Origin of the sequence: Pseudomonas migulae (genome assembly GCF_024169315.1) — a bacterium.
GTDB lineage: Bacteria > Pseudomonadota > Gammaproteobacteria > Pseudomonadales > Pseudomonadaceae > Aquipseudomonas > Aquipseudomonas migulae_B.
The window spans coordinates 5,852,004-5,874,221 of sequence record NZ_JALJWR010000001.1; the positions used below are offsets into that span (position 1 = coordinate 5,852,004).

A 22,218-nucleotide genomic window follows, 5' to 3' on the forward strand; every position below is an offset into this window, starting at 1 on the left:
GCATGTTTCCGACTAATTGGTCAGACGTGTTCTAGAGCGGTTGTAGGCTTTTCAACAGAGTTCGTATGAAAAGCCCGACACGACGGTCGGGCTTCTCGGTGGCGCGCGTTTGGGCTTAACCCATGTGTTCCTGATCCAGGATGATCGCGTTATCCAGCGTTTCCAGCAGTGCCTTGCGCACTTTCAGCTTGGTGTTCTTGTGCGCGGTCATGTTGATCTTCTTCAGTTGACGAGCCGCCGCCAGTGCCGCGCCTTGCAACTCTTCGGCGGACACCACCACGTCAAGGAAGCCCGCATCCACGGCACTCTGCGGATTGAACATCTCGCCATTGATGACCGAACGGTGGAACGCCGATTTACGCAGGCGATCACGCGCGATCTCGATACCGGCGTGGTGCATGGTCATGCCGATCTGCACTTCGTTCAGGCCAATGCTGAACGGGCCGTCGACACCGATGCGGTAATCCGCCGACAACAACAGGAAAGCACCTTTGGCCACCGCGTGCCCCGGGCATGCAACGATCACCGGGAACGGGTGCGACAGCAGGCGACGGGCCAGGGTCGAACCGGCCGTCACCAGCGCCACGGCTTCTTTAGGGCCGGCTGTCATCACCTTCAAGTCGTAACCACCGGACAGAATCCCCGGCGTACCGGTAATGATCACCACTGCACGATCAGTCACCGCCTGATCCAGCGCAGCGTTAAACGCAGCAATCACGTCCGGAGAGATGGCATTGACCTTGCCGTTGCTCAAGGTCAGGGTCGCGATACCGTCTTCGAGGTGGTAGGAAATCAACTCACTCATGACGCTATTCCTTGTATGAAAGTAGGCAGACGTTACCCACCGCCGCAGGCCAGGTAAAGCGCCGTGACTGACCCGCCAGTCACCCTTTCCCCTTTGGACAAGCCCGGCCCGCCACTCCTGCCGTGCATTCCCTTCTATATAGAGAAGAGGGCGCGACGCCGGAGATTGGCAGGTTTGCCATACCCCGAAACCCGCGGAACGTCTAAATCGCTAACCGCATGAAAATTCTCAAAAAAAAGTTTGCCATCAGAAAAGCTTTCGACTACATTAGCGCGCCTCGACAGACAGAACATGTTTGAAGAGATACGGTGAAGTGTCCGAGTGGCTTAAGGAGCACGCCTGGAAAGTGTGTATACAAGAAATTGTATCGAGAGTTCGAATCTCTCCTTCACCGCCAAATTCTGAAAACGCAAACCCCTGATTTTCCTAGAGAAAGTCGGGGGTTTGTGGTTTTTGGCGTCTGAAAAAAGGCCATATGGGACTGCCATGGGACTGGCGCCCTGTTCTGGCGCGTGAAAAGTGGTGATTCAGCCAATGGACTCAAACGGCCTCGCTCGCACCAGAACGCGGTTCAGGGCTGCTTGAACTAGGCTTTCCGCACCACTGATCAAGGACGACTGCCATGCTAGATAATTCAAACTGCAAAATCGCCACTGCTGACGCTCTGACATTGCTCCTGCACAACCAGCATGCCCTAGGTGCGGCGATAGAGGAGATCACTAATTGGCTTTCAGAGAATGGCGTAGAGGGTGTTGCAGATAACGCAGTCGGCGCCATGGAAATCCTGGATACAAATGCAAAAGCCATTGCAGATGCGATTATGCGACTACGGCAGTCCTAATGAATTGTCATCAGGAGGATGAAATATGGGTAAAAAGCGGGATCAGGGAAAGCGTACCGACCTTGCTATATCGTTTGAACTAAAAGGTCGGAATGATGGAACTCTCAAACTGATGCAGGAAGGAGACCATTTCTCTATAGTCGACGGGGAAGGAAAGAAGCTCACAGAATTGAGCGCGGCACGGACCGTGAGCCATGAGCGTGACACCGCGACAAAAGGGCCAAAGATTCGTACCAAAAATGCAGCAACTGCCGGAGCGATTTCAATCGGCGGGCTCGCTGAACTCGCAAAGCTAGATTATTTTTTCGCCATCGACACCAATAGCAAACTGTTCCACGGGGTAAAGATATCGGTTGCGTGTTTCGTTGCATTTCAACTTAAAAGAGAGAGCGAAGGCTATAGGCTAGTCCCGGTAGGCCCAGCCCAGCTGCTAGAAATATATGATTGTTACGGTAACCCTGAACTCGCTGCTGTTCTGGAAATTGCCCTTCAGGAATTAGATTCTCAGAAACGGTACAGCGCAGATCATAAATTCAGTGTCGGGATCATCACTGACACAGAACTAGGGCTTCACAACGCCATCAATAGTCGTTCATCCCCTGTCTATAAAACTCAGTTTTTGCCGGAAGGCTTCTCACTGATTTATGCCAGTTCCGACACCGGAAATGAGTTGCCGAATACGCTGATAAAAGCTTGCGATAAAGCTGCTACCGATCACTTCAATCGACAATCAAAGCACGGATTTCCACCTTCCGAATTAAGGCTTAAAAGCGATTCGCAAATTACGTGTCGCTATTTTAGAACTGACTTAGCAGTGGACGACACCTTCGTTCCATTTTTAACTATTAGTGAAGATACGCGGGCCACGATAATTTTCGAGGGTGAAGATGGAAGAGTTGAGATTCACGAGGTGAATCTCCCTTGATCTAAATACTCGAATTGAACGCCTATTGGTCGAACCGGGAAAGCTATACTTTTAATCGGATCAATTTTCCCCAGAAAGGAACCCCTCCGGCATAGCCAGTGCGCTACGCTGGCCAGCCCCACACAAGGAGCATTACCCATGAGTTTCGAACACATTAAGGTCGTGAAGAGCGTCGACAACGATCACGCCGCCAACAGGTTGTTGGGCGAGGGCTGGGAGCTGTTGGCGGCGACGGGCACCGGCGAGGGTATGCTGTACATCCTGGGGCAGGGAGAGAAGCAGGCAGCGCACGGGATCGAGGTGGTGATCGCCAAGGCTACGACCTTGCAGCCGGTGGAAGAGTAGGCCGCCGCGTTACGAGTAACGCCTTTTATGTAAAAAAGGCCCCTACACCTGATCTGGTGTAGGAGCCTTTTTCCTCGGTACTGAAATACCTAAATCGAGTCCGTCCACCCCATCGCGCTAACAGTCCATTGAATGGACGGATGAGAAACGCTAACAAAAGCTTCGCCTCCATCCAGCATCAGTTCTACTTCCCCCATCTCGCCTGATGCGAAGGCAAGCAATCCTTCCCCATCCCTAGTCGAAATCCTCATCATTAATGGCACTCGTGTGTCTGCGGAGTGCATACGGTAAGCGAGAGAAATATGCGTTGCAGTTGGGGGAGCGAACGCGTCTAACACCATTCGCTGAGTTGGTGTCCACTGTTCTTCTTGCTTCACAGTCGACTGCTCAGCAACTAATTGAGTTTTTCTGAGGGTTTGAAATACGCTTTCCCCTGCCATGCCAGCACCGATATACATCAATATCGTGCCCACTATTGCTACTAATCCACCCGCCACAGCACAGGCAAGTCCAATTAGGTTTAGCTTGTCACCTAACCCCATTGCCATAACTTCTTCCATCGCAAAACCACCTTACTGGCGTGAAGGCGCAGTGTACCGGTCGAATCTAATTCTCTACCAGACGGAGACGGGGTTTGATTGGCGCCGTAAGTGGTCACTGATTCAGCTCAGAGGCGATGACGCTTCTTAAAAGCAACGGTCAAAGCTTTAATGCTAACTGCAGCATCCCAACGACATCCGGCCCGTCCTCATTGATCCACGTTCCGTAATGCTGACGGATCATGTTCCCGTTGGTATGACCCATTTGTTCGGCGATCCAGTCGATCGAAGCTATCCCTGTTGTCAGCAACTGACTGGCGTACGTGTGCCGGCACTGACCAGGCCCGCGATAGCGAACCCCGGCCGCGAGCAAATGAGCCTTGAAGAATCTATCCCGAACCACGAAGTCGCTGACGTGCGGCAAGCCGCTTTTCGTATTCAGGAAGACAAAGTGCAATTTGTGTTGCCGTACGGTCTTGTTATCCCGCTCAACGATATCAACGGTTTCCGCCTTCTTTTTTCGATTCAGCGCATCGATCTTCTGCAACGCATCCCAGGCTGGAGCAAGTAGGCGAACCTTGCGCGTCGATCGCCGGGTTTTCGTCACCCGATAAGCCCCGCGCACCTTTGACCGACGAAACGTCACCGTGCCTTGCTCCAAGTCGACATCCTCCCAGGCCAGGGCGATCGTCTCCGAGACGCGAGGCCCCGCCCATAACATGAACTGAATCATCAACAACTCTTGCGTGCGGCTGGTGGGCGTCTCGAGGATCTGTTTGATCTCTGCCCGGGTGAACGGGTCCGGCGCCTCCGGATCGGGCAGGCGCACCATCAAGCCCTCGGTGGGGTCGTGCGCCACTTTCATTCGGGTGCGATACAACCGGAACACCTGCCGCACGTTGCTGATGATGTCGCGGATGGTCTTGTTCTTGAGGGTTTTGGACAGGGTGCCCTGAATCCATTCCTGCAGGTCCAGGTGATCGATCTGGTTGATTTGGACTTTGCCCCAGCGCGGCCGCACATGGACTTCTGCCTTATTGGCGTAGCCTCGATAGCTTGAGGCCGCGACGCTGTTGGCCTTGATCTTGAGCCACAGGTCCAGGTAGTGGCCAAAGGTGTTTTCGACCAGCTTGGCCGAGTTGGGGAAGTGCCGTGCGTAATCAAATGTGCCGGTCTGGATCTCGTATTCGATGATATCAATCACGCGCCTGGCCTGGGCCACGGTGGCCGCTGTGTTGCCTCCCGGGATGGTTTCCCGGCACTTTTCCCCATTGTGTTGAAAATAGATTCTCACGGAATTACCGCGAGCTTCGACCCCACTCATGTAAACCCCTAACGCTGTGCTGGTGTATCGACAGTCTGACGATCGGAAACAAAAAGGCCCGTTTCCGGGCCAAGTATTGGGAAGCATGTCTTCTGGTGGACGTGGCTTATGGCTTGGGCTTGTGGTCGCGCAGATGGGCATTCTGCCGCTGGCGGCGCCGGCTGCAGGTGCGGTGGTTGCCCTGGGCGCGCCATTTGCCGCACTGGTCGCAAACGCTGGTGTGATCAATGTTCCAGGGAAAGCGCCGTACGCGCGTGAATGCAGGGCGATCAGACATGGCGTGATTCACCCCGTGTGGCGGGGGCGTCGAGCAATAGGCTGACCACGGCAGCATCCCTTTCACTCAGTTCACCCAGGGTGCGGGCCATCTCACTGAGGCTTTCGAGACGGGTTCTTGACTCGGGGGTTTTGTGCACCAGGTAGCCGATGACGGCCGCGCCGATGATCGCGGTGACCACCAGGTGCCGAGCCGGTATGGTAGCCTTCGTGTCGCTGCTGCTTAGGTTCTGTGCTTGCATGCTATAGCCCTCTGTTGTGGTGGGTGTCGGGGAGCTGCAACTCCTCGGCACTGTTTCATTTTGATCAGTCTTTACGGGCCAGGTGGATCACCAGGCCGTCAAATTCCGGCTCATGTTCATGACATGATTGCCACTCCAGTACCCTCAAGATCTGTTGCCGGCTGCAGTCGTCTACCAGGATTTCGCGCTGGCCACCGGCTGCCCGGACTTCCAGGATCTGCAGCAAGCCATCCTCCCCATAAGCACCGGCCTGGACGATCGGCGCGCTTTGCCCTGCGAAGTCCAGACGGTCTAGCACTGACTGCAGCTTGCTGGTTTGGCCGTCGCCGGCACTGCCCATAAACACTTGGATTTGCATCGGTCTTGCTCTCCTTTACGCCTTGAATGTCCAGCACTTGACGGTGGTCGGCCGGGGTTGTGAGCAGGGATTGCGGTGGTTGAAGGCGGCACGCACGGCGCTGTGCACGGCCTTGTTGCTGTCCAGAAACTTGCGGGACCGGGACTCTTTGAGCAGGTCGCGCAAGGTGGCCACGTCGGCCAGCTTCTGTTTGTGTTCGGCGGCGCGCTCGCAGAATTCGTTGAGGTTGATCGCGATCACGGTGGGGTCGCTGCTGTGGTCAACCACCGGGTCTTCGCTCAATGATTCGAGGTAGTCGTAGACCTCCCAAAACTCGGCCACGGCCGCATGGTCGGAACTGATCGAGGCCTGGCGCTCGATGGCCATTCGCACGATCTGGCGCTGGGTGGCGGCGACCTGCGGATCGCTCAGTTTCAGCACCAGGCGCAGGCCGTCCAGCAGCGAAAGCAATTGAGCGTGGTTCTTGCTGATGCGCTCAACACGGATGTAACCGCGCAGGTCATAACCGCAGCTGCTGCAGTTGCCCAGGTCGCTGGCATAGGTGGTGCTGCAGGCGAAACAATTGGTGTGCAAACGGCGCAGCTTTGCTTCGTGTTCGGGCATGCGCTGGGCGAACAGCTCGAGCACCGCGGACTCTTTGCCCACGGCACGCAACAGGAAGTGGCTGAGGGTGCCGCCATCCAAGGCATTGAGTTGATCCGCTGCAGCGCGGCTTTCCGGCGTCACGGTCGGGCGCACAAAATGCAGTTTTACGATGCGCGTCATGATTGCTTCATGCGCGACCACGGCCGCGTTCTGGCTGATCGCGATCGTTCCCCTAAAGGGCGGCTCGTAGGTTTCGTTACCAGCAGTCTTCACGCCCTTTGTGGCGAGGGTGCCGCCACCGTAGAAGTCTTTCAGCTCGTCCCATTCAAAGGTTTTAGCGTGAGCCCGATCATCGCCGTGGCGATCGGCTTCCAGGAACACCACCGGCATGCCGGAGACCTGACCCATCAGGCGAGAACGCCCTGCCTTGGTGGACTTCATCGGGTCGAAGCCTTCATAGCCTTCGCGGCCGAGCAGTTTCCACAACAGGTTCAGCAGGGTGGTTTTGCCGGCGCCGGCTTCACCGGTCGCTTCCAGGAAAGGGAAGGACTGGTAGCGGGCGCGGATCTGCTCACAGAACAGCGAGCCGAAGAAGAACACCAGGGCGACTAAGCCCTGGGCCCCGAAGCAGGTCCACAGCAATTGCACCCACTTTTCGTCAAAACCCTTGGCTTCGCGCTGCAGTTTGATCGGCACACCCTTCTGCAGCGTTTTCAGGCGCAGCTTGCCGAACTCAAAATAGTCTTCGCTGTTGACCTTGTAGGTGATGCCGTCCTTGATCGCGATGTCACCATAGACGTAGCAGGCGTACTCCTTGCTGTAGCCCACGTAGTCGATCGTCGAAACGGTCTTGATGCCGAACAGTTGGTCTTTCATCAGCTTGTCGAGCTGCTGGCCACTGCCGGTAAACATCGCACCGGCCGCCATCCCCAACAGCCGCTTTTTGAATTCGCTCGCGGCCGACAGCTGGCCGCTGGTGAAGGTGTTTTTTACGCTTTCGGAGTCGTGCGGAAAGTCGACGCGCAGGTAGTACCAGGACTCATCCGTGACTTCGTTGCGTTGGAAATACAAGGCTTGCGGGTAGCAGTTGGCGATCTCCACCACACTGCCGGATTGCTGCAGGGCTTTTTCGCGCTGTTGCGACTGGTTGAGCAGTTGGTCGTCGTGATTCTCGCTGTCCTCGATGTCCTGCATCGCCCGGTTGAATTTCTCCATGTCCAGCTTGAACCAGTAGAGACGGCTGCCGAAGCCCAGGTGAAATTCACCGCGCTTGTTCCAGTCGTACATCAGCAGCGCCTTTTCGGCTGCGCTCTCAGCCAGCAGCAATGCGCCCTGGTGGCGGGCTTGCTTGAGATCCGCCGCGATCTGATCGGTTCGCTGGCTTTCGTCGTCGATGAATCCCCAGCGTTGATGCAGGTCGTTCCAGTCAGTCTTGCGGCCGTCACGCAGAGGGATCTGCGCGGCTTCGCAGACAAAGCCCAAGGCACGTGCCTGGCGCACCCAGCGCTTGGTGTACACATGGGCACCGGGTTCGTTATCAAGAGCCCAGACGAGCTTTGGTAGATTGCCCTCTCGACTGCGTGCAAGTGCCCGCAACGATTCCTCGGGGAACGCATTGGAGGACATGGCTGACACGGCGGCGCGATCGTTGTGCACCAGCGCGATTGCGTCAAAGATGCCTTCCACAATCCAGATTTCTTTGACCTCGAGCAGGTCCACGCACGGCGGGCACCACCACACGCCGCGATAGCTTTCACCTGGCTTGAACCGGGCCTTCATTTTCCCGAAGCGGTGTGGCTGGTCGATCAGGCGTTCCCACCAGCCGCCTTTTTCCAAGGCGAAGCGTACGGTGGCGCTGCCGGCATTAAACTCGGCCGAATAAAACGTTTCTTGGGTGAACCACCCTTGAATCAACTCAAGGCGAAAGCCTCGGGCAAACTCCAGGTAGGCGCGTGCAGTCGCGGTAGGGTGTTGATCGGTTGCCGGGGCGCGCTTGCTCCAGTCCTCAAACAGATCGTCGTAGAGTTCTTTCACATGCAGGGTATGGCCGCACTTTTCCGGTCGACCGCAGATGATCATCCACGGCGTATCGAATCGTGAGTACAGCTCTTTCTTCCTGCATTTGGGGCAGGTGCCACCGCGCATGTAGTCCGTGCCGGTACGGTGTTTCAAGCCGTAGTCGGACTGGAGGCGTTGCAGGACGTCGTGACGCAGATCGTCTCTCATGGTTTTTTCACTGTTTTGAGGCTTTGGGTCAGGGCGCCGGAGAGAGCGCCGATCAGGTGTTTGCGAGCGGCCATCACTGGATCGTTGGTGAGGATCGATCCGTGGCGCAGGCCTTCGGGAATCAGGCGGTATTGGTCTGCGTACCAAAGGTCATTGAGGCTGAGACGGTACTGTTCACGCAGGTTGGCCAAGAGCGCCTGAGCTTGATCCGGCGGCAGCTTTGCGTTGATGTTCAGGGCGTTTTCCATCGTCTAACCTCAATTTCGGGCGCAGCTCACCCATACCCACGGGGGTGGGGCAGGCGGGTTTTTTGGTTGGGGGTTACGGTGCGGCTACGCGGAAACGACCGTTGTCTGGTGCGTTGAGAATGCGTTCGTAGATTAGGCTGACCGGGACGGCCCAGGCGTTACCGGTGGCCGGGTCGATGATGACGGTGTGTGTCGACGTGCTGCTGACGATGTCCAGGCGCTGCCGATCGCGAACGGCGGTCATATCGCTGCAGGCCAAATGCACCAGTTTTTCAGCGGTCCGTGTGAGCACGTCATAGTCACTGACCAGGTGCTGCACGGCGCGCTCGAACAACTGTTGATCGTCGCCCAGGTGTTCGCAGTGGTGACGCTCGAGGAAAACAAGCGCGGCGGCTTTGAGCACGTCCTGGTATTCCTGTACTGCCGGTAAATCAATCATTGGAAACCTCGGGTGCTTAGAGTGTCTCTGCCGCTTCGTAGGCAATGTTCAATGGTGTGATTGCATCGCCAATGGCAATCCGGATGTCCGACGCAGAGGCAGTCTCGTTGGCGCTGGAGACGGTTTGTTTTAGTGTGTCCAACCGTTGCTGGGCGATCACCAGCAGTGCACTTAAATAATCCAGGTCTTTATCAAGGAAATTGTTCATGGCGATTCACTCAAAAAAAGATGTTGAAGGATTGATGGTCCGCCTGCAGGACCGATATGACGCGCTGGTAAAGATCATGCAGGGACGAGAAACCACGAAGATGTCCGCAACAAGCGAAGTGCCGGGATTAGCAGTGAAGGCAGAAGACATCCGCTTTGCAGTGGACGACGTTGCTACGGCCTTGAAAGAGATAAAGGCGCGACTCGGTAAAGGTTGAAAACTCCCCATGACTAGCTCCCAACCTTCGCTCTGCTGTGCAACTGAATGACAGCGAGCACTTCGGCATGTCTGGCCGCCAGATGCAGGGAGTCAGCGTGCAGAATCGCTTCGGCCTCGGCTTCGTTAATGGTTCCGTCGTTCAACGCCTCGGCGATGAGGTGGTCGACCGTGCCCTTTTTTGCTGCAGCCTGGACACACCGGGCATACATCTCGACATTGTCCAGTGAATCGGGCTCAGCTACGGGCACGAACATTCCGCCGTACATCGCGGCGATATACTCGGGTAAGAAAGTGGTACCTGCCTCGAGCTCGAGTTGATAGATCTGCGCGTCGGTCAACGGGCTGCTGTTATTGTTTTCGTAGGCGCGGTTATCAAACTTCTTAAGTGACAGACCGATGCGAGCGGCCGCACATTCGCGTCCGCCTGGGTAGGCGCAGATCACTGCGCTGACTGCCTGACGCCGAGTCTTTAGAACTGAGCTCTTCATGTTCTGTTTTCTCCCATGGCCCAGTGCCATTACTCTTCAATCACGCCGTCTTTGATGCCGAGTAACACGGCGGCGCGATGTGCCTCCCCACGGCGACAACGGCTCTGGCCACTCAGCACCGCGTACACGGTGCTGGGGTTCAGATCATGCAATTCAGCAAAGTCTTTCGCGGATTGACCGCGCTTCTCCAGGGCTTCACGTGCTTGTTTGCGGGCTTGCTCAGTGATGCATGTGTTGGGCATAGTGCAATTCCGTGCAGTTTCATGTGGTGTGGAATGCACAATGATGCACTTCGGTGCATTTGTAAATAACCCGGATGAATAATTTTGCATCTTTCTGAAGATATAGGTTCTCGGCTGCAAGAAGAGCGGAAGCGATATGGCATGACGCAGAATCAGGTTGCTGATGCGCTCGGAATTGCTAAGCGGACGCAAGCAAACTATGAGGCGGGAACCAGCGACGCGACGGCGTCCTACCTGAGCAAAGCGGCGAGTCAGATCGGTTTTGATATCCCCTACATTCTCAACGGCGTTCGAACGACCCTTACCCAGGACTCGCTTTCCGAAGTAGAAGATCGGCTGGTTAAGCAGTACAGAAGCATCACTGCATTCGATCAGGAGGCGATCCGTCGTTTCTTGCAAGCCATGGCGGACGATGCCGCTCGCCAAAGGAATTAACCCGTAACAAAGCATGTACGACATTCGTCGCGCCCCCGTTCTAAAGCCAATTTCCGCCCCGATAACGTCGATTCAGCAATGCACTTTATGGAGTAGTAAGCATGTTGGATCGAACGAAAAACGACGGAGTCTACGTTGGAATCCCGGAATTCGAATGGCTCAGCCTGACCAAAATTGAACGTCGGCTTATACGTCTGTACCGCCTGTTGAGTGAGCAGGAGCAACTTCAACTGCGACGAATGTCAGAGCTATTGGCGTCCAATCCAGAAGAAACTGTCGGAAGCTGATAACCCTGTAACCGATCGCCGACCATACCGAGTCGGCGGTTTGCACATCACGCCACCGCCTGCGACCCAAGCTGCTCAAACAGCTCTCGCTGCTTTGCCCTGGGCATATCTCTCAATCGGTCGAACAACATCCTTTCAAATGACTGAGCCGACGGGCTCACCGTGTGTGAAAACGTCAAATTCGCCACCCATGTGTGTCCGCACTTCGCGTCCAGGCACTGGCAATAAAGCTTTGCGAAATCCGTGGACAGCTTCTCTCTAGAAGCGATCCGCCCCTTGTGTCCGCACTTGCATTCAACTCGCATTGTGTCCCTCCCCAGGGCAACCAATCGCCACTATACTGCCACAATATGTAGTGGTAATCTCTTAGCTATGCACTTGATGTAGTGGAATCAACTGCTTCATCTTGCTTCCTCCAGGTGAATCGCCTATCTTCGCGTAGCGTTTCATTCAGCTGATTGAACAACTGACAGATCGGCCGGATCTCGTTGCTGGTGTACACGCGATCGATCTTTTCAATGTCGCCAAAGCCGGCGCTGTTTTCCGGGATGATGCCGGCCAGCGCGGGGTTCATACGCCAGGCGGCGATCACGTCGTTGCGGGTGATGTTCTTGACCTTCTCCAGTTCGTCCTTGGCTTGGAAATCCCCCACGGGGATGATCTGAATCGCCTTTTCGGCGCCGCCCGGGATATTCACGAACATCGAACGGAAGTTACCCACACCCTTGCTCGCGCTGATCTGATCGCGCAGGGACTCTTCGTCTTCCTCGGTCAGGTTCGGGTCGTTGGTGTAGAAGATGTAACCGGCGTGCGCGCCGTTGCTGTAATAGCGACGGCGGAATAGGGTAGCGGCCTCATTGAGTAACAGCGCCTGCATGCCGCCCAGGTAGTCGGGCACGCCGTAAATATTTTGCTCCACGTCGTAGTTCATGACGTGCTCGACTTCATGCTCTTCGAATTCCACCTCTTTGCCGTCCGGCAACAGCATTACAAACCCACCACCAACCCTGACCCGCATGTTGATCGTCGGCAGATGATCCATTTGCAGCACCTGGCCGAAAGCGTTTCGGTTGCGCAAAAAGTACGCTTCGCCGAACACCATGAAATCCAAACCGGCGCGGCTCATGGTCTGAACTGAACAGCCCTCGGAGGCGATGAACTCACGCAGCAACAGATTGCGCTTGAACCCCGGAATGGCGCCGTGGTGAGCGTTGGCGCGCAGCAACTTGGCCAAGCCTTGGCGCGACACCGGCGGCGTGTAGGTCTTGCCGTCGTGAGTGGCGAATACGCCCAGGTAATGCCCGATGTTCTCGGTCAGGACCTGTTCCGGCGCACCGAATGAAAATGCCCGCATCGGACCTGGTGCTGGTTTTTGCGGTTGGTTTTTTGCTGGTTTGCCCATGGGTGCTTGGTCCGCTGAGTGTGTAGCGGCTGCGCCGCTGTTTGTTGGTGTTGAGTGGTTCGTGGGCCAGGGCGTGCATGATTGCCCAGGCGATATCGGCGTGACCGGAGGCATCGGTGCGCGAAGCGCTGTAGGTGACCTGGCCACCGCCGGTGGTGCCACGCTTGATCGTCAGGAACGCCTGAGCGATGTCGTTCCAGCCGGCATCCCACTCGATTCGGCTGCCCTGAATCGTGTCCTGTGCCTTGAGCACCAGGGTGTTTTTGGTTTCGAGGCTGTAGTGGATCGAGGTTGCACGCGGGTAGAAATCGCGCACCAGGTCGAACACGCCGTAACCGATGCCGGTGGTATCGATGCCGATGTGCTGGACGTTGAAGCGCTCGGTGAGTTTCTTGACCTGCTCGGCCTGGTACTTGAACGATTGCCCCCGCCAGCTGTGTTTCTCCAGGATCCGGAACTTGCCGCCGTCCTCGAGCGGCGGGGCGATGACCACGCAGCTGGCATCGTCGCGGGTGCGGCTCGGGTCGTAGCCGATCCACACCGGGCTGTTGCCGAAGGGGCGTGGGTCGTCCGGGTCGTATTCGGTCCACAGCGACAGGTCGGAGTAACAACGCTCAAGGTCGACCAGGGAGAAGGCGCTTTGAGTGCTGTCGATGAACTTGCACATGAACAGCTGCTGAAATTTGTCCTCGTCGTACTCCAGCTGCAGCTGCTCGAGGTCGAACAGATTGCAGCCGCCGGCAATGGCGTCGAGGATGGTGATGACCTTGCGCCATTGCCCGTCCGGACACAGCGTGCCAGCCGCGGCTTGGGCTTCGCTGGGCCACGGATCCTTGGCGTTTTTGCGTTTGCTGTTGCGGAATTTCTCGCCGGTCCAGAACGGGTACGCCTGGTGCGACACCGCGCTCGGCGTGGAAAAGTAGGTTTTGCGCCACTTCTTGTGGGTGGCCATGGCACTGGCGACGGTGTTCAGTTTCTCGAAGTCGCGGATCCAGAAATATTCGTCAACGTAGACGTGGCCATGGTGGCCCTGAGCGGTGCTGCTGTTGGTGCTGAGAAAGCGCAGTTCGGCCCATGGCTTGCCGTTCTTGCTCAGCACGATCGGGTTACCGGTCAGCTCGAGGCCGAACCACTCCTGAGCGAACGACACGATGTAGCTGCGGAAAATCTCCGACTGGGCGCGGCTGGCGGACAGAAATATCTGGTTATCACCGGTGAGCACGGCGTCCATGAACGCTTCGCCGGCGAAGTAGTAGGTCAGGCCTACCTGGCGGCTTTTCAGGATGTTGCGGATCCGCGCCGTCAGCGGGTTCTGTTTGGCGGCAAACAGCTCCTTCTGATAGCCGTACATCTTGCTGATGAACTTGTCGAGGAAGTCGACTTCCGTCAGCTCGCCGACTTCGTTTTTGGCTTTCTTCTCGCGTTTCTTCCCGCCCTTGTCGCCGCGATCGCCTCGGTCCCGACGGTCATTGCGTTGATTGTCTCGGCGATGGCCATCGTCCGCCGGCGGCTCTCCGATCGGCGCTGGCGCCGGTTTCACCGATTGCTTCAGCAACCGTTCGCGAACGGTGGTCAACCGGTCGAGCTCGTCCAGGTCGGCCTTCGTCAGCGACGTGGCTTTGTCCAGGAGGAGGGTGATTCGCCGGCCGACGGCGGTCAGCGGTTCTTCGTCCGACAGCATGTCGTCCCATTCACCCTGGCGGATCCAGTAGTAAACGATCCGGATGTTGGGCAAGGACAGTTGCGCCTGAATTTCACGCGGCTTGCAGCGGCGTAAATAGAGGCGTTTGGCGGCTTCTTTAAGTTCGGGGGCGTATGGCATTGCCGCAGTCTATGCGGCGAAAACGCAGGAAACGCGAGGTTAAAATCCGCGTTCCACCTAGATCGGAGAAATAGGACCAACGCAAAAGTTAACCGTTTGTTAGAGGGCGATCGGCTCCATATCTTGGCGGCTCAAATCACCGATTGAGCGCAGTTATCGCCCATGCCCCGTTCCCTTGTTTCGTTCTGGAAACGTGTCGCCACCAGCGGCCCGACCGTAGATGGCCGCGAGATCCTTCCCCAGGAACTGCGTGATATCGCTGAGACCTACAAAGCCGCCCTTTACACGGCGGTGATCTGGTGCGAGCACGAACGCTGGTACGGCTCCCATGGCACCGTCTTTGCGGTGCGCCTGGTGGAAGAGGGCGACGACCTGGCCCCGGGGCAGATCGCCCTCGAGGCCCAGTTGAAACCGAACGACAAATTGCTGTGGCTCAACGACCAAGGCGAAAAGCTGTTCACCAGCATCGAGATCACCCCCAACTTCGCGAACACCGGTAAAGCCTATCTGACCGGCCTGGCGGTGACCGATGAACCCGCCAGCCTGGGCACTCAAGAACTCTACTTCTCGAAGAAGACCAGCAAGGCCGCGTATTTCGCCGCCTCTCATGAGCTTGGCCCACTACGTGACGAACAGCCGCAAGGCGAGCTGAACAAGTTTGTCGCCTTGTTTTCGGGGTTGCTCAAGCGCTTCGGCATCGAAGAAACCCCCGCATCCCCGCAAACCCCAACCGAGAGCAAACCCCCAATGGATGAAGCTACAGCCAAGGCGATTCAGGCCCTGATCGAGCAGCAGTTGATCGTGACTGCTGGTCTGCAGGCTCTGGTCGACAGTTTTGCCGAGTCAGCACCTGAGCCCGAGCAGCAGCCGATTGATGACGTTCAATCCGCCGTGGACGACATCGTGGCCACCGCCGAGGAAGAAAAAAACCTCAGTCGCCAAAACACTGGCAACAAAGCCGTGTTGGCCAGCATGGCGAAGCTGGAAAAGCAGTTCGCTACGTTGCTGAACACTCCCCAAGGTCGTCAGCTGCCGCGTTCCACCGGGCCAGCCGACATCAAAAAGCGGGTGCTGTGATATGAGCCAACAATCTCTGTCCAATCGCGCGCTGTTGCAATACTCGGCTTTGTGTTTGGCGATCGCCGAGACCTACGCCGTCGACGTGACTCGCCAGTTCAACGTCGAGCCGAGCATTGCCCAGGAACTGAACGACAAGATCACCGAGCGCGCTGATTTCCTCGAGCGCATCAACGTCGTGCCGGTCACTGAAATCAAGGGCCAGAAGGTCATGTTTGGTGTGAATGGTCCCGTGACCAGCCGCACCAACACCAAGACCACCGATCGCGAAGCCAAGGACGTTTCCGACCTGAATGGCGAGGGCTACGAGCTGTTCGCCACCGAATCCGATGTTGGCTTGCCATTCGCCAAGATCGACAGCTGGGCCAAGTTCCCGGACTTCGCCGATCGTTACTCGGCGGCCGTGCAGAAGCAGATTGCCCTCGATCGCATCATGATCGGCTGGCACGGCGTAACGGCCGCTGCTCAGACCGATCTGGCCACGCACCCGATGTTGCAGGACGTCAACAAGGGTTGGCTGCAATTGGCCCGCGAGCAGATCCCCGAGCAGGTCCTGCACGAAGGTGCGACGGCCGGGAAAATCACACTCGGTGCCGGCGGCGATTACGAAAACCTCGACGCCCTGGTGCACGACACCAAGCAGATGATCAGCTCTGTGTTCCGTGATGGCGGCGACCTGGTGGCGATCGTTGGCAGTGACCTGCTGGCATCTGACAAGGCCAAGCTGTATTCGAGCCAGGCCGGCAAACCGACCGAGAAGGAACGGATCGAAAGCGCCCAGGTCATTGCGACCTACGGCGGTCTGCCGACCTTTACCGTGCCGCACTTTCCGGTCAACGCCGTGGTCGTCACCAGCTGGGACAACCTGTCGATCTACTTCCAGGACAGCAGCTGGCGTCGTCACCTGATCGAGAACCCGAAGCGCTCCCGCGTCGAGGATTACAACGGTCGGAACGAAGGCTACGTGATCGAGCAGCTGGAGAAATTCGCGGCCGCTGAAAACGTGGAGTTGATCTGATGAGCCTGGCACTGGCGCACAAGCGCCGCGTTCAAGCCGAAGGCCCTGCAGCTGCTGCACGCGCCGGTGCCGAAGCGGTGGTCTATTCATCCGCCACCGCACTGTCCAGCCCAGCCAACGCCAAGAAGCACCTGAAGTTGATGGAAGACGCATTGGCCCAGGACCTGGAGCGCGTCAGCGCGATCAACAGCCGCGAACTGCGTCAGCAGCTCAAGCGTGACGAGCTGCTGCCCAAGTACCTGGACTATGTGCAGCGCTACCGCGATTCCGGATTGAGTTTCCCGAACTCGGTGGTGATGCAGGTTCTGGTCTGGCTGTTCGACACGGTGCAATTCGAAGCAGGCCTGGACCTGGCGAACTTCGCCATGGAGCAAAACCAGCCAATGCCTGAGCGCTTCAAGCGCGACGTGCCGACCTTTGTCGCGGATGCGGTGATTGAGTGGGCCGAGGCCGAGCAGAAGGCCGGCCGCAGTCCGGAACCGTATGTGTCCGACCTGCTGCCGCGTGTCGATGGCGAATGGCAGCTCACCGAGCAGATCCCGGCCAAGTACCACAAGTTGCTTGGGATCCGCGCCCTGGACGCCAGGGAGTGGACGAAGGCGATCACGCACTTTGAGCGCGCCACTGAACTGCACGCCGCTGTTGGTGTGGGCACACGCCTGGAGGGCGCTCGCAAGGCCCTGGCAAAAGAACTGGCTACCAAAGCCACCGAATAACCCGACTACCCCCCCGGCGAGAAACTGTGGATGTGAGCCAACCATTTATGGCCCTGACCCACTGAAGCAGTTTTCCCGCCCCTATTCGAGTGCCAAGCAATGAGCTTTTCCGGGAAACCCACGACCTTTGTGGAACAGGCGATCGAGAACGACGGCTTCTGGCCGGACCTCTCCGTGGCCGAGTTCCAGAAGGGTTACCGCCTGCCGGCGGAGTACCTGGTAGACATGCTGGCCGCTGAACTGACCACGGCAATGACCGAGGTCAATCGCGATCTGGCCAAGCGCAAAAGCCAATGGCAGAACGTGGGCATCACCACCGTGGAATCTGCGGACAGTACGGTGCTGCCCGAGCGCACATTTCACGTAGCGACGTACAAGCGTGCTGTGTACTGCCGCGCCAAGGCCACTTTGCTGACTCAGTTCGCCACCGTGACCCGTCGTGAAAGTGCGCAGAACACCGGCAAAGAACTGCCCGAACGTGGCGAAGCCTTCCTCGAGTTCAGCCAACAGGCCGTCCGTTCACTGCAGGGCCGTGGCCGCATCACGGCGGCGCTCCTGTGATCAAACTCCGCGCCCTGACCACCTACCTGATCGAGCGCCGGCTTGTGGAGCCTGAACAGCTCGACAGCTGGACCGACCAGGTGAACCTGGAACTGATCTGGAAGCCCGACGTCGGCGGCATGCACATGGGTGACATGCGTTACAGCGCCACGATCGCGCTGGAGCGTTTCGCCGATCACCCGGGGCGTCTGATGGCGTTGGTGGGCAGCTGGCTCGAGAGCAACGACCAGGACCGCGACGATCTGCCGGCGGCGAAGTTCGACATCACCATGCTCGACAACGATCTGGCCGACGTCGACATCACCTTGGAATTCATCGAGCCGCAGTACTTGGCCGAGGATCCTGCAGGCGAGATCGTGGCTTTCGGAAAGACCTGGTCATTCGTGCCGTTTGACCTGTGGGTCGCTGAGCACGGCGAGGTGTCCAGCCATGGCCGGTCGTAGCACTTTCGAGCTCGATGCTCGGGGCTACCTGGGCGTGCGCGAGCAACTGGCGCTGCTGCGCCTGCCGCCGCAGTTGCGCCGGCGTTTGCTGAACAACGTGACCAAGCGCGTGCGGACCATGAGCCGCAAGCGTGTGCGTGACCAGCAGAACCTGGACGGCACTCCGTTCGAAGAGCGCAAGGGCACAGGCAAGGGCAAAAAGAAGATGGAAGCCGGCCTGGCCAAGCTGATGCAGGTCACCCGGGTCAGCGCAGATGAAGCCGAATTGGGCTGGAAAAACGCCCTGACCAGTTGGGTCGCGGCGCAGCAACACAACGGCGTCAGCGAGCGCCGCACGGCTGCCCAGATGAAGCGCTGGAACAACGTGCCCGCCGGCCTGGCAGCCACCGACAAGCAGGCAAAACGCTTACGCCGCCTGGGCTTCAAGGTTCGCCAGGAAGGCAAAAAGGCCCTGACCCGGCCGTCGGTGGCCTGGATTCAAGAACACGTGAACTACGCCAAGGCGGGGCTACTGATCCGCATTCTGGACGACGAAAAAACCGAGAGCAGCGGCGCGCAGAGCTGGGACATCACCTTGCCCAAGCGCCAGTTCATCGGCGTCAGCACCGAACGAGACACCGGCTTGCTGCTGAACCAGGTGCTCCAACAAATCCTTAATTCTCCCCGCTAGCGAGGCACTGCATGGCACTCGGCAAAGTCAGCGTAAACAATCTCAATCTGGGCCAAGGTGCCGTGACTGAGATCGAACGCTATTTCCTTTTCATCGGCACCAGCGCCAAAAACGTCGGCCAACTGCTCGCCCTGAACACCGACAGCGACCTCGACGGCGCCCTGGGCATTCCAGTCAGCGACCTGAAAACCCAGATCACTGCTGCACGCCTCAATGGTGGCGATCGCTGGGCGTGCCTGGCCGCTCCGATCGCTGCAGACGGCGAATGGTCCGTGGCCCTGGAAAAAGCCCAGCAACAAGGCTTTTCCGTTGAGTCGGTGGTGATTACCAAGCCGGTCACCGCCGGCGCGCAACTGTCGGCCATGCATGACGCGGCCGTGTCGCTGAACAACACCTTCGGCCGGCGCGCGTTCGTGATGGCGGCGAGCGCCGGCATCACGCTGCAGCAGACCTGGGATGAATACCTGCTCGAGCAGAAGGCAATCACTGCAGACCTGGCTGCGCCGCGTGTCTTGGTTGTTCCGCAATTGCATGGCAATGACCTGGGCGTGCTGGCCGGTCGATTGGCCGACGCGGCTGTGAGCATTGCCGACAGCCCCATGCGGGTGGCCAGCGGCGCTGTGCTGGGCCTCGGTCCTGTTCCCGTCGATAAGGAAGGCGTGCCACTCCCATCGGCGATCCGCAGCGAACTGGATAAGGCACGCTTCTCCGTATCGCAGACCTATCCCGATTACCCGGGTGTGTTCTGGGGCGACGGCAACATGCTCGATGCACCGGCCAGTGACTTCCAGGTGGTCGAGTACCTGCGCCTGGCCGACAAGGCTGCTCGTCAGGTTCGCCCGCTGCTGATCCGTCGTGTCGGCGATCGCCGCCTGAACAACTCGCCCAACAGCATGGCCGCAGCAATCAGCGCGTTTATGAAGCCGCTGCGCCAGATGGCCAAGTCGACCACCTTCGCCGGCCAGGTGTTCCCGGGGGAAATCGAATCGCCCCAGGACGGCGACATCGTCCTGGTGTGGCACAGCAAAACCAAGGTTGAGATCTACATCAAGATCCGCCCGCTCAACTGCCCGAAAGACCTGACGGCGAACATCGCCCTCGATCTTTCTGACGACAACCAGGAGTAGTCCCCATGACCGCACGTATCGGCGGCAAGAACTTCGATGTGAACCTGGGCGACCTGCAGGTTCATGTCGACAACATCACCCTCGACATCACCGATAACACGGCTGTGGCGCAGAGCAAAGGCGTACCCAACGGGCACGTCGACGGCGACGTCTCGGCCAGCGGCGAGATGGAATTCGACACCAGCAACTTCAACTTGCTGATCGAATCCGCCCGATCGGCTGGGAGCTTTCGCAAGCTGGACACCTTCGACGTGGTGTTCTTCGCGGCCGCTGGCGACGAAGAGCTGCGCGTCGAGGCCTTCGGCTGCAAGTTGAAGGTGTCGAGCCTGTTGGCCATCGATCCCAAAGGCGGCGAGAAGTCCAAGCACAAAGTGCCGTTCGACGTCACCAGCCCGGACTTCATCCGCATCAACGGCGTGCCGTACCTGGACGCTACCGAGATCGAGGGCCTGCGCTGATGGGGGACTGGGTCGACGACGCCAAGTCGATCTCCGAGCTGGAGCGTGAGCGCGTGATCGAGGCCCAGCTCGCCCGACAACGTCCGACAGGGCCGAGCCGTGTTCACTGCCTGGACTGCGAAGAACCGATCCCCGAAAAGCGTCGGGCGGCACCTGGAATCATCCGTTGCACGCCCTGCGAATCCCTTTCTGAGCAAGGAAAACGCCGATGAGCACCATCACCTGGCCGTACTTCGCTGCAGCTGAATTGCGCTGCAAGTGCGGCAAATGCAACAGCACCGGCGCCGAGATGGATCCGGCGTTTATGGCCGAGCTGGTGACCCTGCGTCAGCAGTTTGGCAAGCCGATGGCGCTGAGCAGCGCCTACCGCTGCCCGAAGCACCCGGTGGAAGTGAGCAAGCCTGCACCAGGTGAACACTGCACCGGCCTGGCCGTTGACGTGCGCTGCCGTGGCGAAGACGCCGTGGTGATCCTGCGCCTGGCGATGAACCTGAAGTTCACCCGCTTCGGCATCAGTCAGCGTGGCAACGCTCGTTTCCTTCACCTGGGCATGGCGCCGGCCGGTGGCCGTTTCCCCAGCCCTGCGATCTGGAGCTACTGACATGCACCGCACACGAGTGGTGGCATTTATCGGTGTGCTCGCATTGTTGGCGGGTAACCACATGGACAGATTCACCGATTACTTCGACAGCACTTATGCGGATTACGTGGCCATTGTGGCCGGCGCATATTGCCTTGCGCCGGCAGAGCTACGCAGCACGATGCGTCAGCTCATCGACGCAAATGCGGCTCCGAACAAGATCCGCGTGGAGTGCGCCGCCGATGCCCTTTAGAAGCGACCTGATCGTCAAGGCGGTGAACGGTTCGGCCCTGTGGGATCTGGTCCGGCCGCTGTTCTTTGTGACTGCCAATGGTCGGCCGGTGACGGTGCCAGCCGGCTATCGCACGGATCTGGCCAGCGTACCGCGCCCGGTGTGGTGGCTGGTCCCGCGTGACGATGAACTGGCCCGGCGGCCTGCCGTGGTGCACGACTACATCTACACCAACCTGACCCGCAAATTCACCAAAGCCGAAGCCGACCTGGTGTTTTACGACGCCCTGCTCGAGGAGGGCATGCCCAAGCCTTTGGCCTGGCTGATGTACACCGCCGTCCGGATTGGCGGCCGTGGCAACTGGAGCGCATGAAATGGAGCTTTCATCCATGACCGTGAGCGTACTGCTGATGATCACCGAGCTGGTCCTGACCGGCGTCGCGGGCTTTCAGGTGTACCTCTTCAAACAGATCAGCGCGGCCCGCCGTGAACACCTCGAGTTTCGCATCGAGGTCGCTGAACGATACGTCCGGGCCGAGCACATCGACAAGGCCATGGAAAAGCTGGAAGACCGGCTGGAACAGCGGCTGCAGCACCTTTTTAACCAACCCCCACAACGGAAAAGATCATGAGCGAAACACGCGATATCACCCTGGAAGTCGGCGACAAAGAATTCACTTTCACCCTGACGCCGCAGGACGTGACCAAGTACTTCAACGGTATGACCCAGAACAACAAGGTGGCGCCTGCCAACAACCTGTTGGTCAACACCGTGAAACAGGAACAACGCGCCACGCTGAAGTCACTGCTGGTCAACCCGGTGACGGTCATGCAAATGGCCGGCGCCCTGATGGAAGAGTACGGACCGGACGTTGAAATCATCGTAAAAAAGCCCTCGAGCACGCTGAGCGCCTGAAAGAGGACGGGCTAGGCCAACTGTTGGCCCTGTCCGGTCGCTGGTTTCCTGGTGAAGCGCCCACACCCGAGGTGATGGGCACTGCCAAGTGGCTGGAAGACGAATATTGGCACCGCATGGGGATCGCCGTTGCCAACGGTATCGCCCAGGCATTGAACGGATAA

33 protein-coding genes and 1 tRNA gene are annotated in these 22,218 nt (G+C 58.2%); 20 read left to right on the top strand and 14 right to left on the bottom strand.

The features are described 5' to 3' along the window. Positions 1 to 115: 115 nt before the first annotated feature. Positions 116 to 805, bottom strand: coding sequence for a crotonase/enoyl-CoA hydratase family protein (locus tag J2Y86_RS26875; RefSeq protein WP_253438672.1), 690 nt, complete (start codon positions 803 to 805; stop codon positions 116 to 118). Between the two features lie 307 nt (positions 806 to 1,112). Between J2Y86_RS26875 and J2Y86_RS26880 the strand changes: the two genes are divergently transcribed. The 4 genes from J2Y86_RS26880 to J2Y86_RS26895 all read left to right on the top strand — a co-directional run bounded on the left by J2Y86_RS26880 (position 1,113) and on the right by J2Y86_RS26895 (position 2,916). Further along, a tRNA-Ser gene (locus J2Y86_RS26880) sits at positions 1,113 to 1,202 on the top strand. A gap of 225 nt (positions 1,203 to 1,427) precedes the next feature. Next, positions 1,428 to 1,646, top strand: coding sequence for a hypothetical protein (locus J2Y86_RS26885; RefSeq protein ID WP_253438675.1), 219 nt, complete (start codon positions 1,428 to 1,430; stop codon positions 1,644 to 1,646). Positions 1,647 to 1,671: 25 nt separating this feature from the next. Next, the gene (locus J2Y86_RS26890; RefSeq protein ID WP_253438678.1) at positions 1,672 to 2,571 is read left to right on the top strand and encodes a hypothetical protein; all 900 of its coding nucleotides are present in this window, start codon (positions 1,672 to 1,674) and stop codon (positions 2,569 to 2,571) included. Between the two features lie 138 nt (positions 2,572 to 2,709). Next, entirely contained in the window at positions 2,710 to 2,916 is a 207-nt protein-coding gene (locus tag J2Y86_RS26895) for a hypothetical protein (protein ID WP_253438681.1), read from the top strand. Positions 2,917 to 3,005: 89 nt separating this feature from the next. Here the strand turns inward: J2Y86_RS26895 and J2Y86_RS26900 are convergent, their stop codons facing one another. The 8 genes from J2Y86_RS26900 to J2Y86_RS26935 all read right to left on the bottom strand — a co-directional run bounded on the left by J2Y86_RS26900 (position 3,006) and on the right by J2Y86_RS26935 (position 9,361). Then, positions 3,006 to 3,476 carry a hypothetical protein gene (locus J2Y86_RS26900; protein WP_253438684.1) on the bottom strand — a complete coding sequence of 157 codons (471 nt, stop codon included), beginning with the start codon at positions 3,474 to 3,476 and terminating at the stop codon, positions 3,006 to 3,008. A gap of 139 nt (positions 3,477 to 3,615) precedes the next feature. Further along, positions 3,616 to 4,779 carry an Arm DNA-binding domain-containing protein gene (locus J2Y86_RS26905; protein ID WP_253440448.1) on the bottom strand — a complete coding sequence of 388 codons (1,164 nt, stop codon included), beginning with the start codon at positions 4,777 to 4,779 and terminating at the stop codon, positions 3,616 to 3,618. Between the two features lie 269 nt (positions 4,780 to 5,048). Continuing rightward, positions 5,049 to 5,297 (bottom strand): hypothetical protein, encoded by a 249-nt coding sequence (locus J2Y86_RS26910; RefSeq protein WP_253438687.1) that lies wholly within the window; start codon positions 5,295 to 5,297, stop codon positions 5,049 to 5,051. Positions 5,298 to 5,361: 64 nt separating this feature from the next. Next, the gene (locus J2Y86_RS26915) at positions 5,362 to 5,655 is read right to left on the bottom strand and encodes a hypothetical protein (protein ID WP_253438690.1); all 294 of its coding nucleotides are present in this window, start codon (positions 5,653 to 5,655) and stop codon (positions 5,362 to 5,364) included. 15 nt (positions 5,656 to 5,670) lie between these two features. Beyond that, entirely contained in the window at positions 5,671 to 8,466 is a 2,796-nt protein-coding gene (locus J2Y86_RS26920) for a toprim domain-containing protein (protein WP_253438693.1), read from the bottom strand. Then, positions 8,463 to 8,714, bottom strand: coding sequence for a hypothetical protein (locus J2Y86_RS26925; RefSeq protein WP_154912321.1), 252 nt, complete (start codon positions 8,712 to 8,714; stop codon positions 8,463 to 8,465). Before J2Y86_RS26925 ends, J2Y86_RS26920 begins: the two co-directional genes overlap by 4 nt. A gap of 73 nt (positions 8,715 to 8,787) precedes the next feature. After that, entirely contained in the window at positions 8,788 to 9,153 is a 366-nt protein-coding gene (locus tag J2Y86_RS26930; RefSeq protein WP_253438696.1) for a hypothetical protein, read from the bottom strand. A 16-nt stretch (positions 9,154 to 9,169) separates the two neighbouring features. Beyond that, positions 9,170 to 9,361: a hypothetical protein gene (locus tag J2Y86_RS26935; RefSeq protein WP_253438700.1), complete on the bottom strand. Its 192-nt coding sequence runs from the start codon at positions 9,359 to 9,361 to the stop codon at positions 9,170 to 9,172. On the opposite strand from J2Y86_RS26935, the gene J2Y86_RS26940 reads away from it, so the two are divergent. Beyond that, complete coding sequence (locus J2Y86_RS26940) at positions 9,360 to 9,578, top strand: hypothetical protein (protein WP_253438704.1); 219 nt, start codon at positions 9,360 to 9,362, stop codon at positions 9,576 to 9,578. The genes J2Y86_RS26935 and J2Y86_RS26940 overlap by 2 nt on opposite strands. A gap of 13 nt (positions 9,579 to 9,591) precedes the next feature. Here J2Y86_RS26940 and J2Y86_RS26945 read toward each other — a convergent pair whose 3' ends face one another. Then, positions 9,592 to 10,068, bottom strand: a complete 477-nt coding sequence (locus J2Y86_RS26945) for a YmfL family putative regulatory protein (protein ID WP_253438707.1) — start codon at positions 10,066 to 10,068, stop codon at positions 9,592 to 9,594. 29 nt (positions 10,069 to 10,097) lie between these two features. Further along, complete coding sequence (locus J2Y86_RS26950) at positions 10,098 to 10,310, bottom strand: DNA-binding protein (RefSeq protein ID WP_253438711.1); 213 nt, start codon at positions 10,308 to 10,310, stop codon at positions 10,098 to 10,100. An 84-nt stretch (positions 10,311 to 10,394) separates the two neighbouring features. On the opposite strand from J2Y86_RS26950, the gene J2Y86_RS26955 reads away from it, so the two are divergent. Next, the gene (locus tag J2Y86_RS26955; RefSeq protein WP_301308799.1) at positions 10,395 to 10,745 is read left to right on the top strand and encodes a helix-turn-helix domain-containing protein; all 351 of its coding nucleotides are present in this window, start codon (positions 10,395 to 10,397) and stop codon (positions 10,743 to 10,745) included. Positions 10,746 to 11,079: 334 nt separating this feature from the next. On the opposite strand, the gene J2Y86_RS26960 is transcribed toward J2Y86_RS26955, so the two are convergent. The 3 genes from J2Y86_RS26960 to J2Y86_RS26970 form a co-directional block, all read right to left on the bottom strand. After that, entirely contained in the window at positions 11,080 to 11,337 is a 258-nt protein-coding gene (locus tag J2Y86_RS26960; protein ID WP_253438720.1) for an ogr/Delta-like zinc finger family protein, read from the bottom strand. Between the two features lie 65 nt (positions 11,338 to 11,402). After that, on the bottom strand, positions 11,403 to 12,281 hold the full coding sequence (locus tag J2Y86_RS26965) for a phage portal protein (RefSeq protein ID WP_253440451.1): 879 nt from the start codon (positions 12,279 to 12,281) through the stop codon (positions 11,403 to 11,405). Next, positions 12,193 to 14,256, bottom strand: a complete 2,064-nt coding sequence (locus J2Y86_RS26970; RefSeq protein ID WP_253438723.1) for a terminase large subunit domain-containing protein — start codon at positions 14,254 to 14,256, stop codon at positions 12,193 to 12,195. The genes J2Y86_RS26965 and J2Y86_RS26970 overlap by 89 nt, the downstream gene beginning before the upstream one ends. Before the next feature lie 162 nt (positions 14,257 to 14,418). On the opposite strand from J2Y86_RS26970, the gene J2Y86_RS26975 reads away from it, so the two are divergent. The 14 genes from J2Y86_RS26975 (at position 14,419) to J2Y86_RS27040 (ending at position 22,218) form a co-directional block, all read left to right on the top strand. After that, the gene (locus tag J2Y86_RS26975; protein WP_253438726.1) at positions 14,419 to 15,333 is read left to right on the top strand and encodes a GPO family capsid scaffolding protein; all 915 of its coding nucleotides are present in this window, start codon (positions 14,419 to 14,421) and stop codon (positions 15,331 to 15,333) included. Position 15,334: 1 nt separating this feature from the next. Continuing rightward, on the top strand, positions 15,335 to 16,351 hold the full coding sequence (locus J2Y86_RS26980; RefSeq protein ID WP_253438729.1) for a phage major capsid protein, P2 family: 1,017 nt from the start codon (positions 15,335 to 15,337) through the stop codon (positions 16,349 to 16,351). Beyond that, on the top strand, positions 16,351 to 17,067 hold the full coding sequence (gene gpM, locus J2Y86_RS26985) for a phage terminase small subunit (RefSeq protein WP_253438733.1): 717 nt from the start codon (positions 16,351 to 16,353) through the stop codon (positions 17,065 to 17,067). Before J2Y86_RS26980 ends, gpM begins: the two co-directional genes overlap by 1 nt. A gap of 99 nt (positions 17,068 to 17,166) precedes the next feature. Further along, positions 17,167 to 17,628 carry a head completion/stabilization protein gene (locus J2Y86_RS26990; protein ID WP_253438736.1) on the top strand — a complete coding sequence of 154 codons (462 nt, stop codon included), beginning with the start codon at positions 17,167 to 17,169 and terminating at the stop codon, positions 17,626 to 17,628. Further along, a complete protein-coding gene (locus J2Y86_RS26995; RefSeq protein WP_253438739.1) occupies positions 17,625 to 18,071 on the top strand; it encodes a phage tail protein in 447 nt (148 codons plus the stop codon). The genes J2Y86_RS26990 and J2Y86_RS26995 overlap by 4 nt, the downstream gene beginning before the upstream one ends. Continuing rightward, positions 18,058 to 18,741: a virion morphogenesis protein gene (locus J2Y86_RS27000; protein ID WP_253438743.1), complete on the top strand. Its 684-nt coding sequence runs from the start codon at positions 18,058 to 18,060 to the stop codon at positions 18,739 to 18,741. Before J2Y86_RS26995 ends, J2Y86_RS27000 begins: the two co-directional genes overlap by 14 nt. Positions 18,742 to 18,752: 11 nt before the next feature. Beyond that, complete coding sequence (locus J2Y86_RS27005; RefSeq protein WP_253438746.1) at positions 18,753 to 19,868, top strand: DUF2586 domain-containing protein; 1,116 nt, start codon at positions 18,753 to 18,755, stop codon at positions 19,866 to 19,868. A gap of 5 nt (positions 19,869 to 19,873) precedes the next feature. Then, positions 19,874 to 20,326 (top strand): phage protein, encoded by a 453-nt coding sequence (locus J2Y86_RS27010; RefSeq protein ID WP_253438749.1) that lies wholly within the window; start codon positions 19,874 to 19,876, stop codon positions 20,324 to 20,326. A gap of 208 nt (positions 20,327 to 20,534) precedes the next feature. Further along, a complete protein-coding gene (locus J2Y86_RS27015) occupies positions 20,535 to 20,927 on the top strand; it encodes a D-Ala-D-Ala carboxypeptidase family metallohydrolase (RefSeq protein ID WP_253438752.1) in 393 nt (130 codons plus the stop codon). 1 nt (position 20,928) lies between these two features. After that, on the top strand, positions 20,929 to 21,159 hold the full coding sequence (locus tag J2Y86_RS27020; RefSeq protein ID WP_253438756.1) for a hypothetical protein: 231 nt from the start codon (positions 20,929 to 20,931) through the stop codon (positions 21,157 to 21,159). Then, positions 21,149 to 21,511 carry a DUF1353 domain-containing protein gene (locus tag J2Y86_RS27025; RefSeq protein WP_253438759.1) on the top strand — a complete coding sequence of 121 codons (363 nt, stop codon included), beginning with the start codon at positions 21,149 to 21,151 and terminating at the stop codon, positions 21,509 to 21,511. Before J2Y86_RS27020 ends, J2Y86_RS27025 begins: the two co-directional genes overlap by 11 nt. Positions 21,512 to 21,527: 16 nt before the next feature. Then, positions 21,528 to 21,770: a hypothetical protein gene (locus tag J2Y86_RS27030; protein ID WP_224795506.1), complete on the top strand. Its 243-nt coding sequence runs from the start codon at positions 21,528 to 21,530 to the stop codon at positions 21,768 to 21,770. Continuing rightward, on the top strand, positions 21,767 to 22,054 hold the full coding sequence (locus tag J2Y86_RS27035; RefSeq protein WP_253438763.1) for a putative phage tail assembly chaperone: 288 nt from the start codon (positions 21,767 to 21,769) through the stop codon (positions 22,052 to 22,054). Before J2Y86_RS27030 ends, J2Y86_RS27035 begins: the two co-directional genes overlap by 4 nt. Before the next feature lie 20 nt (positions 22,055 to 22,074). After that, positions 22,075 to 22,218, top strand: a complete 144-nt coding sequence (locus J2Y86_RS27040; RefSeq protein WP_412070805.1) for a DUF6890 family protein — start codon at positions 22,075 to 22,077, stop codon at positions 22,216 to 22,218.

Bases quoted from the DNA above. Each gene is read 5' to 3' on its own strand.
- J2Y86_RS26875 (WP_253438672.1), bottom strand. From the start codon at position 805: ATGAGTGAGTTGATTTCCTACCACCTCGAAGACGGTATCGCGACCCTG.
- J2Y86_RS26885 (WP_253438675.1), top strand. From the start codon at position 1,428: ATGCTAGATAATTCAAACTGCAAAATCGCCACTGCTGACGCTCTGACA.
- J2Y86_RS26890 (WP_253438678.1), top strand. From the start codon at position 1,672: ATGGGTAAAAAGCGGGATCAGGGAAAGCGTACCGACCTTGCTATATCG.
- J2Y86_RS26895 (WP_253438681.1), top strand. From the start codon at position 2,710: ATGAGTTTCGAACACATTAAGGTCGTGAAGAGCGTCGACAACGATCAC.
- J2Y86_RS26900 (WP_253438684.1), bottom strand. From the start codon at position 3,476: ATGGAAGAAGTTATGGCAATGGGGTTAGGTGACAAGCTAAACCTAATT.
- J2Y86_RS26905 (WP_253440448.1), bottom strand. From the start codon at position 4,779: ATGAGTGGGGTCGAAGCTCGCGGTAATTCCGTGAGAATCTATTTTCAA.
- J2Y86_RS26910 (WP_253438687.1), bottom strand. From the start codon at position 5,297: ATGCAAGCACAGAACCTAAGCAGCAGCGACACGAAGGCTACCATACCG.
- J2Y86_RS26915 (WP_253438690.1), bottom strand. From the start codon at position 5,655: ATGCAAATCCAAGTGTTTATGGGCAGTGCCGGCGACGGCCAAACCAGC.
- J2Y86_RS26920 (WP_253438693.1), bottom strand. From the start codon at position 8,466: ATGAGAGACGATCTGCGTCACGACGTCCTGCAACGCCTCCAGTCCGAC.
- J2Y86_RS26925 (WP_154912321.1), bottom strand. From the start codon at position 8,714: ATGGAAAACGCCCTGAACATCAACGCAAAGCTGCCGCCGGATCAAGCT.
- J2Y86_RS26930 (WP_253438696.1), bottom strand. From the start codon at position 9,153: ATGATTGATTTACCGGCAGTACAGGAATACCAGGACGTGCTCAAAGCC.
- J2Y86_RS26940 (WP_253438704.1), top strand. From the start codon at position 9,360: ATGGCGATTCACTCAAAAAAAGATGTTGAAGGATTGATGGTCCGCCTG.
- J2Y86_RS26935 (WP_253438700.1), bottom strand. From the start codon at position 9,361: ATGAACAATTTCCTTGATAAAGACCTGGATTATTTAAGTGCACTGCTG.
- J2Y86_RS26945 (WP_253438707.1), bottom strand. From the start codon at position 10,068: ATGAAGAGCTCAGTTCTAAAGACTCGGCGTCAGGCAGTCAGCGCAGTG.
- J2Y86_RS26950 (WP_253438711.1), bottom strand. From the start codon at position 10,310: ATGCCCAACACATGCATCACTGAGCAAGCCCGCAAACAAGCACGTGAA.
- J2Y86_RS26960 (WP_253438720.1), bottom strand. From the start codon at position 11,337: ATGCGAGTTGAATGCAAGTGCGGACACAAGGGGCGGATCGCTTCTAGA.
- J2Y86_RS26970 (WP_253438723.1), bottom strand. From the start codon at position 14,256: ATGCCATACGCCCCCGAACTTAAAGAAGCCGCCAAACGCCTCTATTTA.
- J2Y86_RS26975 (WP_253438726.1), top strand. From the start codon at position 14,419: ATGCCCCGTTCCCTTGTTTCGTTCTGGAAACGTGTCGCCACCAGCGGC.
- J2Y86_RS26980 (WP_253438729.1), top strand. From the start codon at position 15,335: ATGAGCCAACAATCTCTGTCCAATCGCGCGCTGTTGCAATACTCGGCT.
- gpM (WP_253438733.1), top strand. From the start codon at position 16,351: ATGAGCCTGGCACTGGCGCACAAGCGCCGCGTTCAAGCCGAAGGCCCT.
- J2Y86_RS26990 (WP_253438736.1), top strand. From the start codon at position 17,167: ATGAGCTTTTCCGGGAAACCCACGACCTTTGTGGAACAGGCGATCGAG.
- J2Y86_RS27000 (WP_253438743.1), top strand. From the start codon at position 18,058: ATGGCCGGTCGTAGCACTTTCGAGCTCGATGCTCGGGGCTACCTGGGC.
- J2Y86_RS27005 (WP_253438746.1), top strand. From the start codon at position 18,753: ATGGCACTCGGCAAAGTCAGCGTAAACAATCTCAATCTGGGCCAAGGT.
- J2Y86_RS27010 (WP_253438749.1), top strand. From the start codon at position 19,874: ATGACCGCACGTATCGGCGGCAAGAACTTCGATGTGAACCTGGGCGAC.
- J2Y86_RS27015 (WP_253438752.1), top strand. From the start codon at position 20,535: ATGAGCACCATCACCTGGCCGTACTTCGCTGCAGCTGAATTGCGCTGC.
- J2Y86_RS27020 (WP_253438756.1), top strand. From the start codon at position 20,929: ATGCACCGCACACGAGTGGTGGCATTTATCGGTGTGCTCGCATTGTTG.
- J2Y86_RS27025 (WP_253438759.1), top strand. From the start codon at position 21,149: ATGCCCTTTAGAAGCGACCTGATCGTCAAGGCGGTGAACGGTTCGGCC.
- J2Y86_RS27030 (WP_224795506.1), top strand. From the start codon at position 21,528: ATGACCGTGAGCGTACTGCTGATGATCACCGAGCTGGTCCTGACCGGC.
- J2Y86_RS27035 (WP_253438763.1), top strand. From the start codon at position 21,767: ATGAGCGAAACACGCGATATCACCCTGGAAGTCGGCGACAAAGAATTC.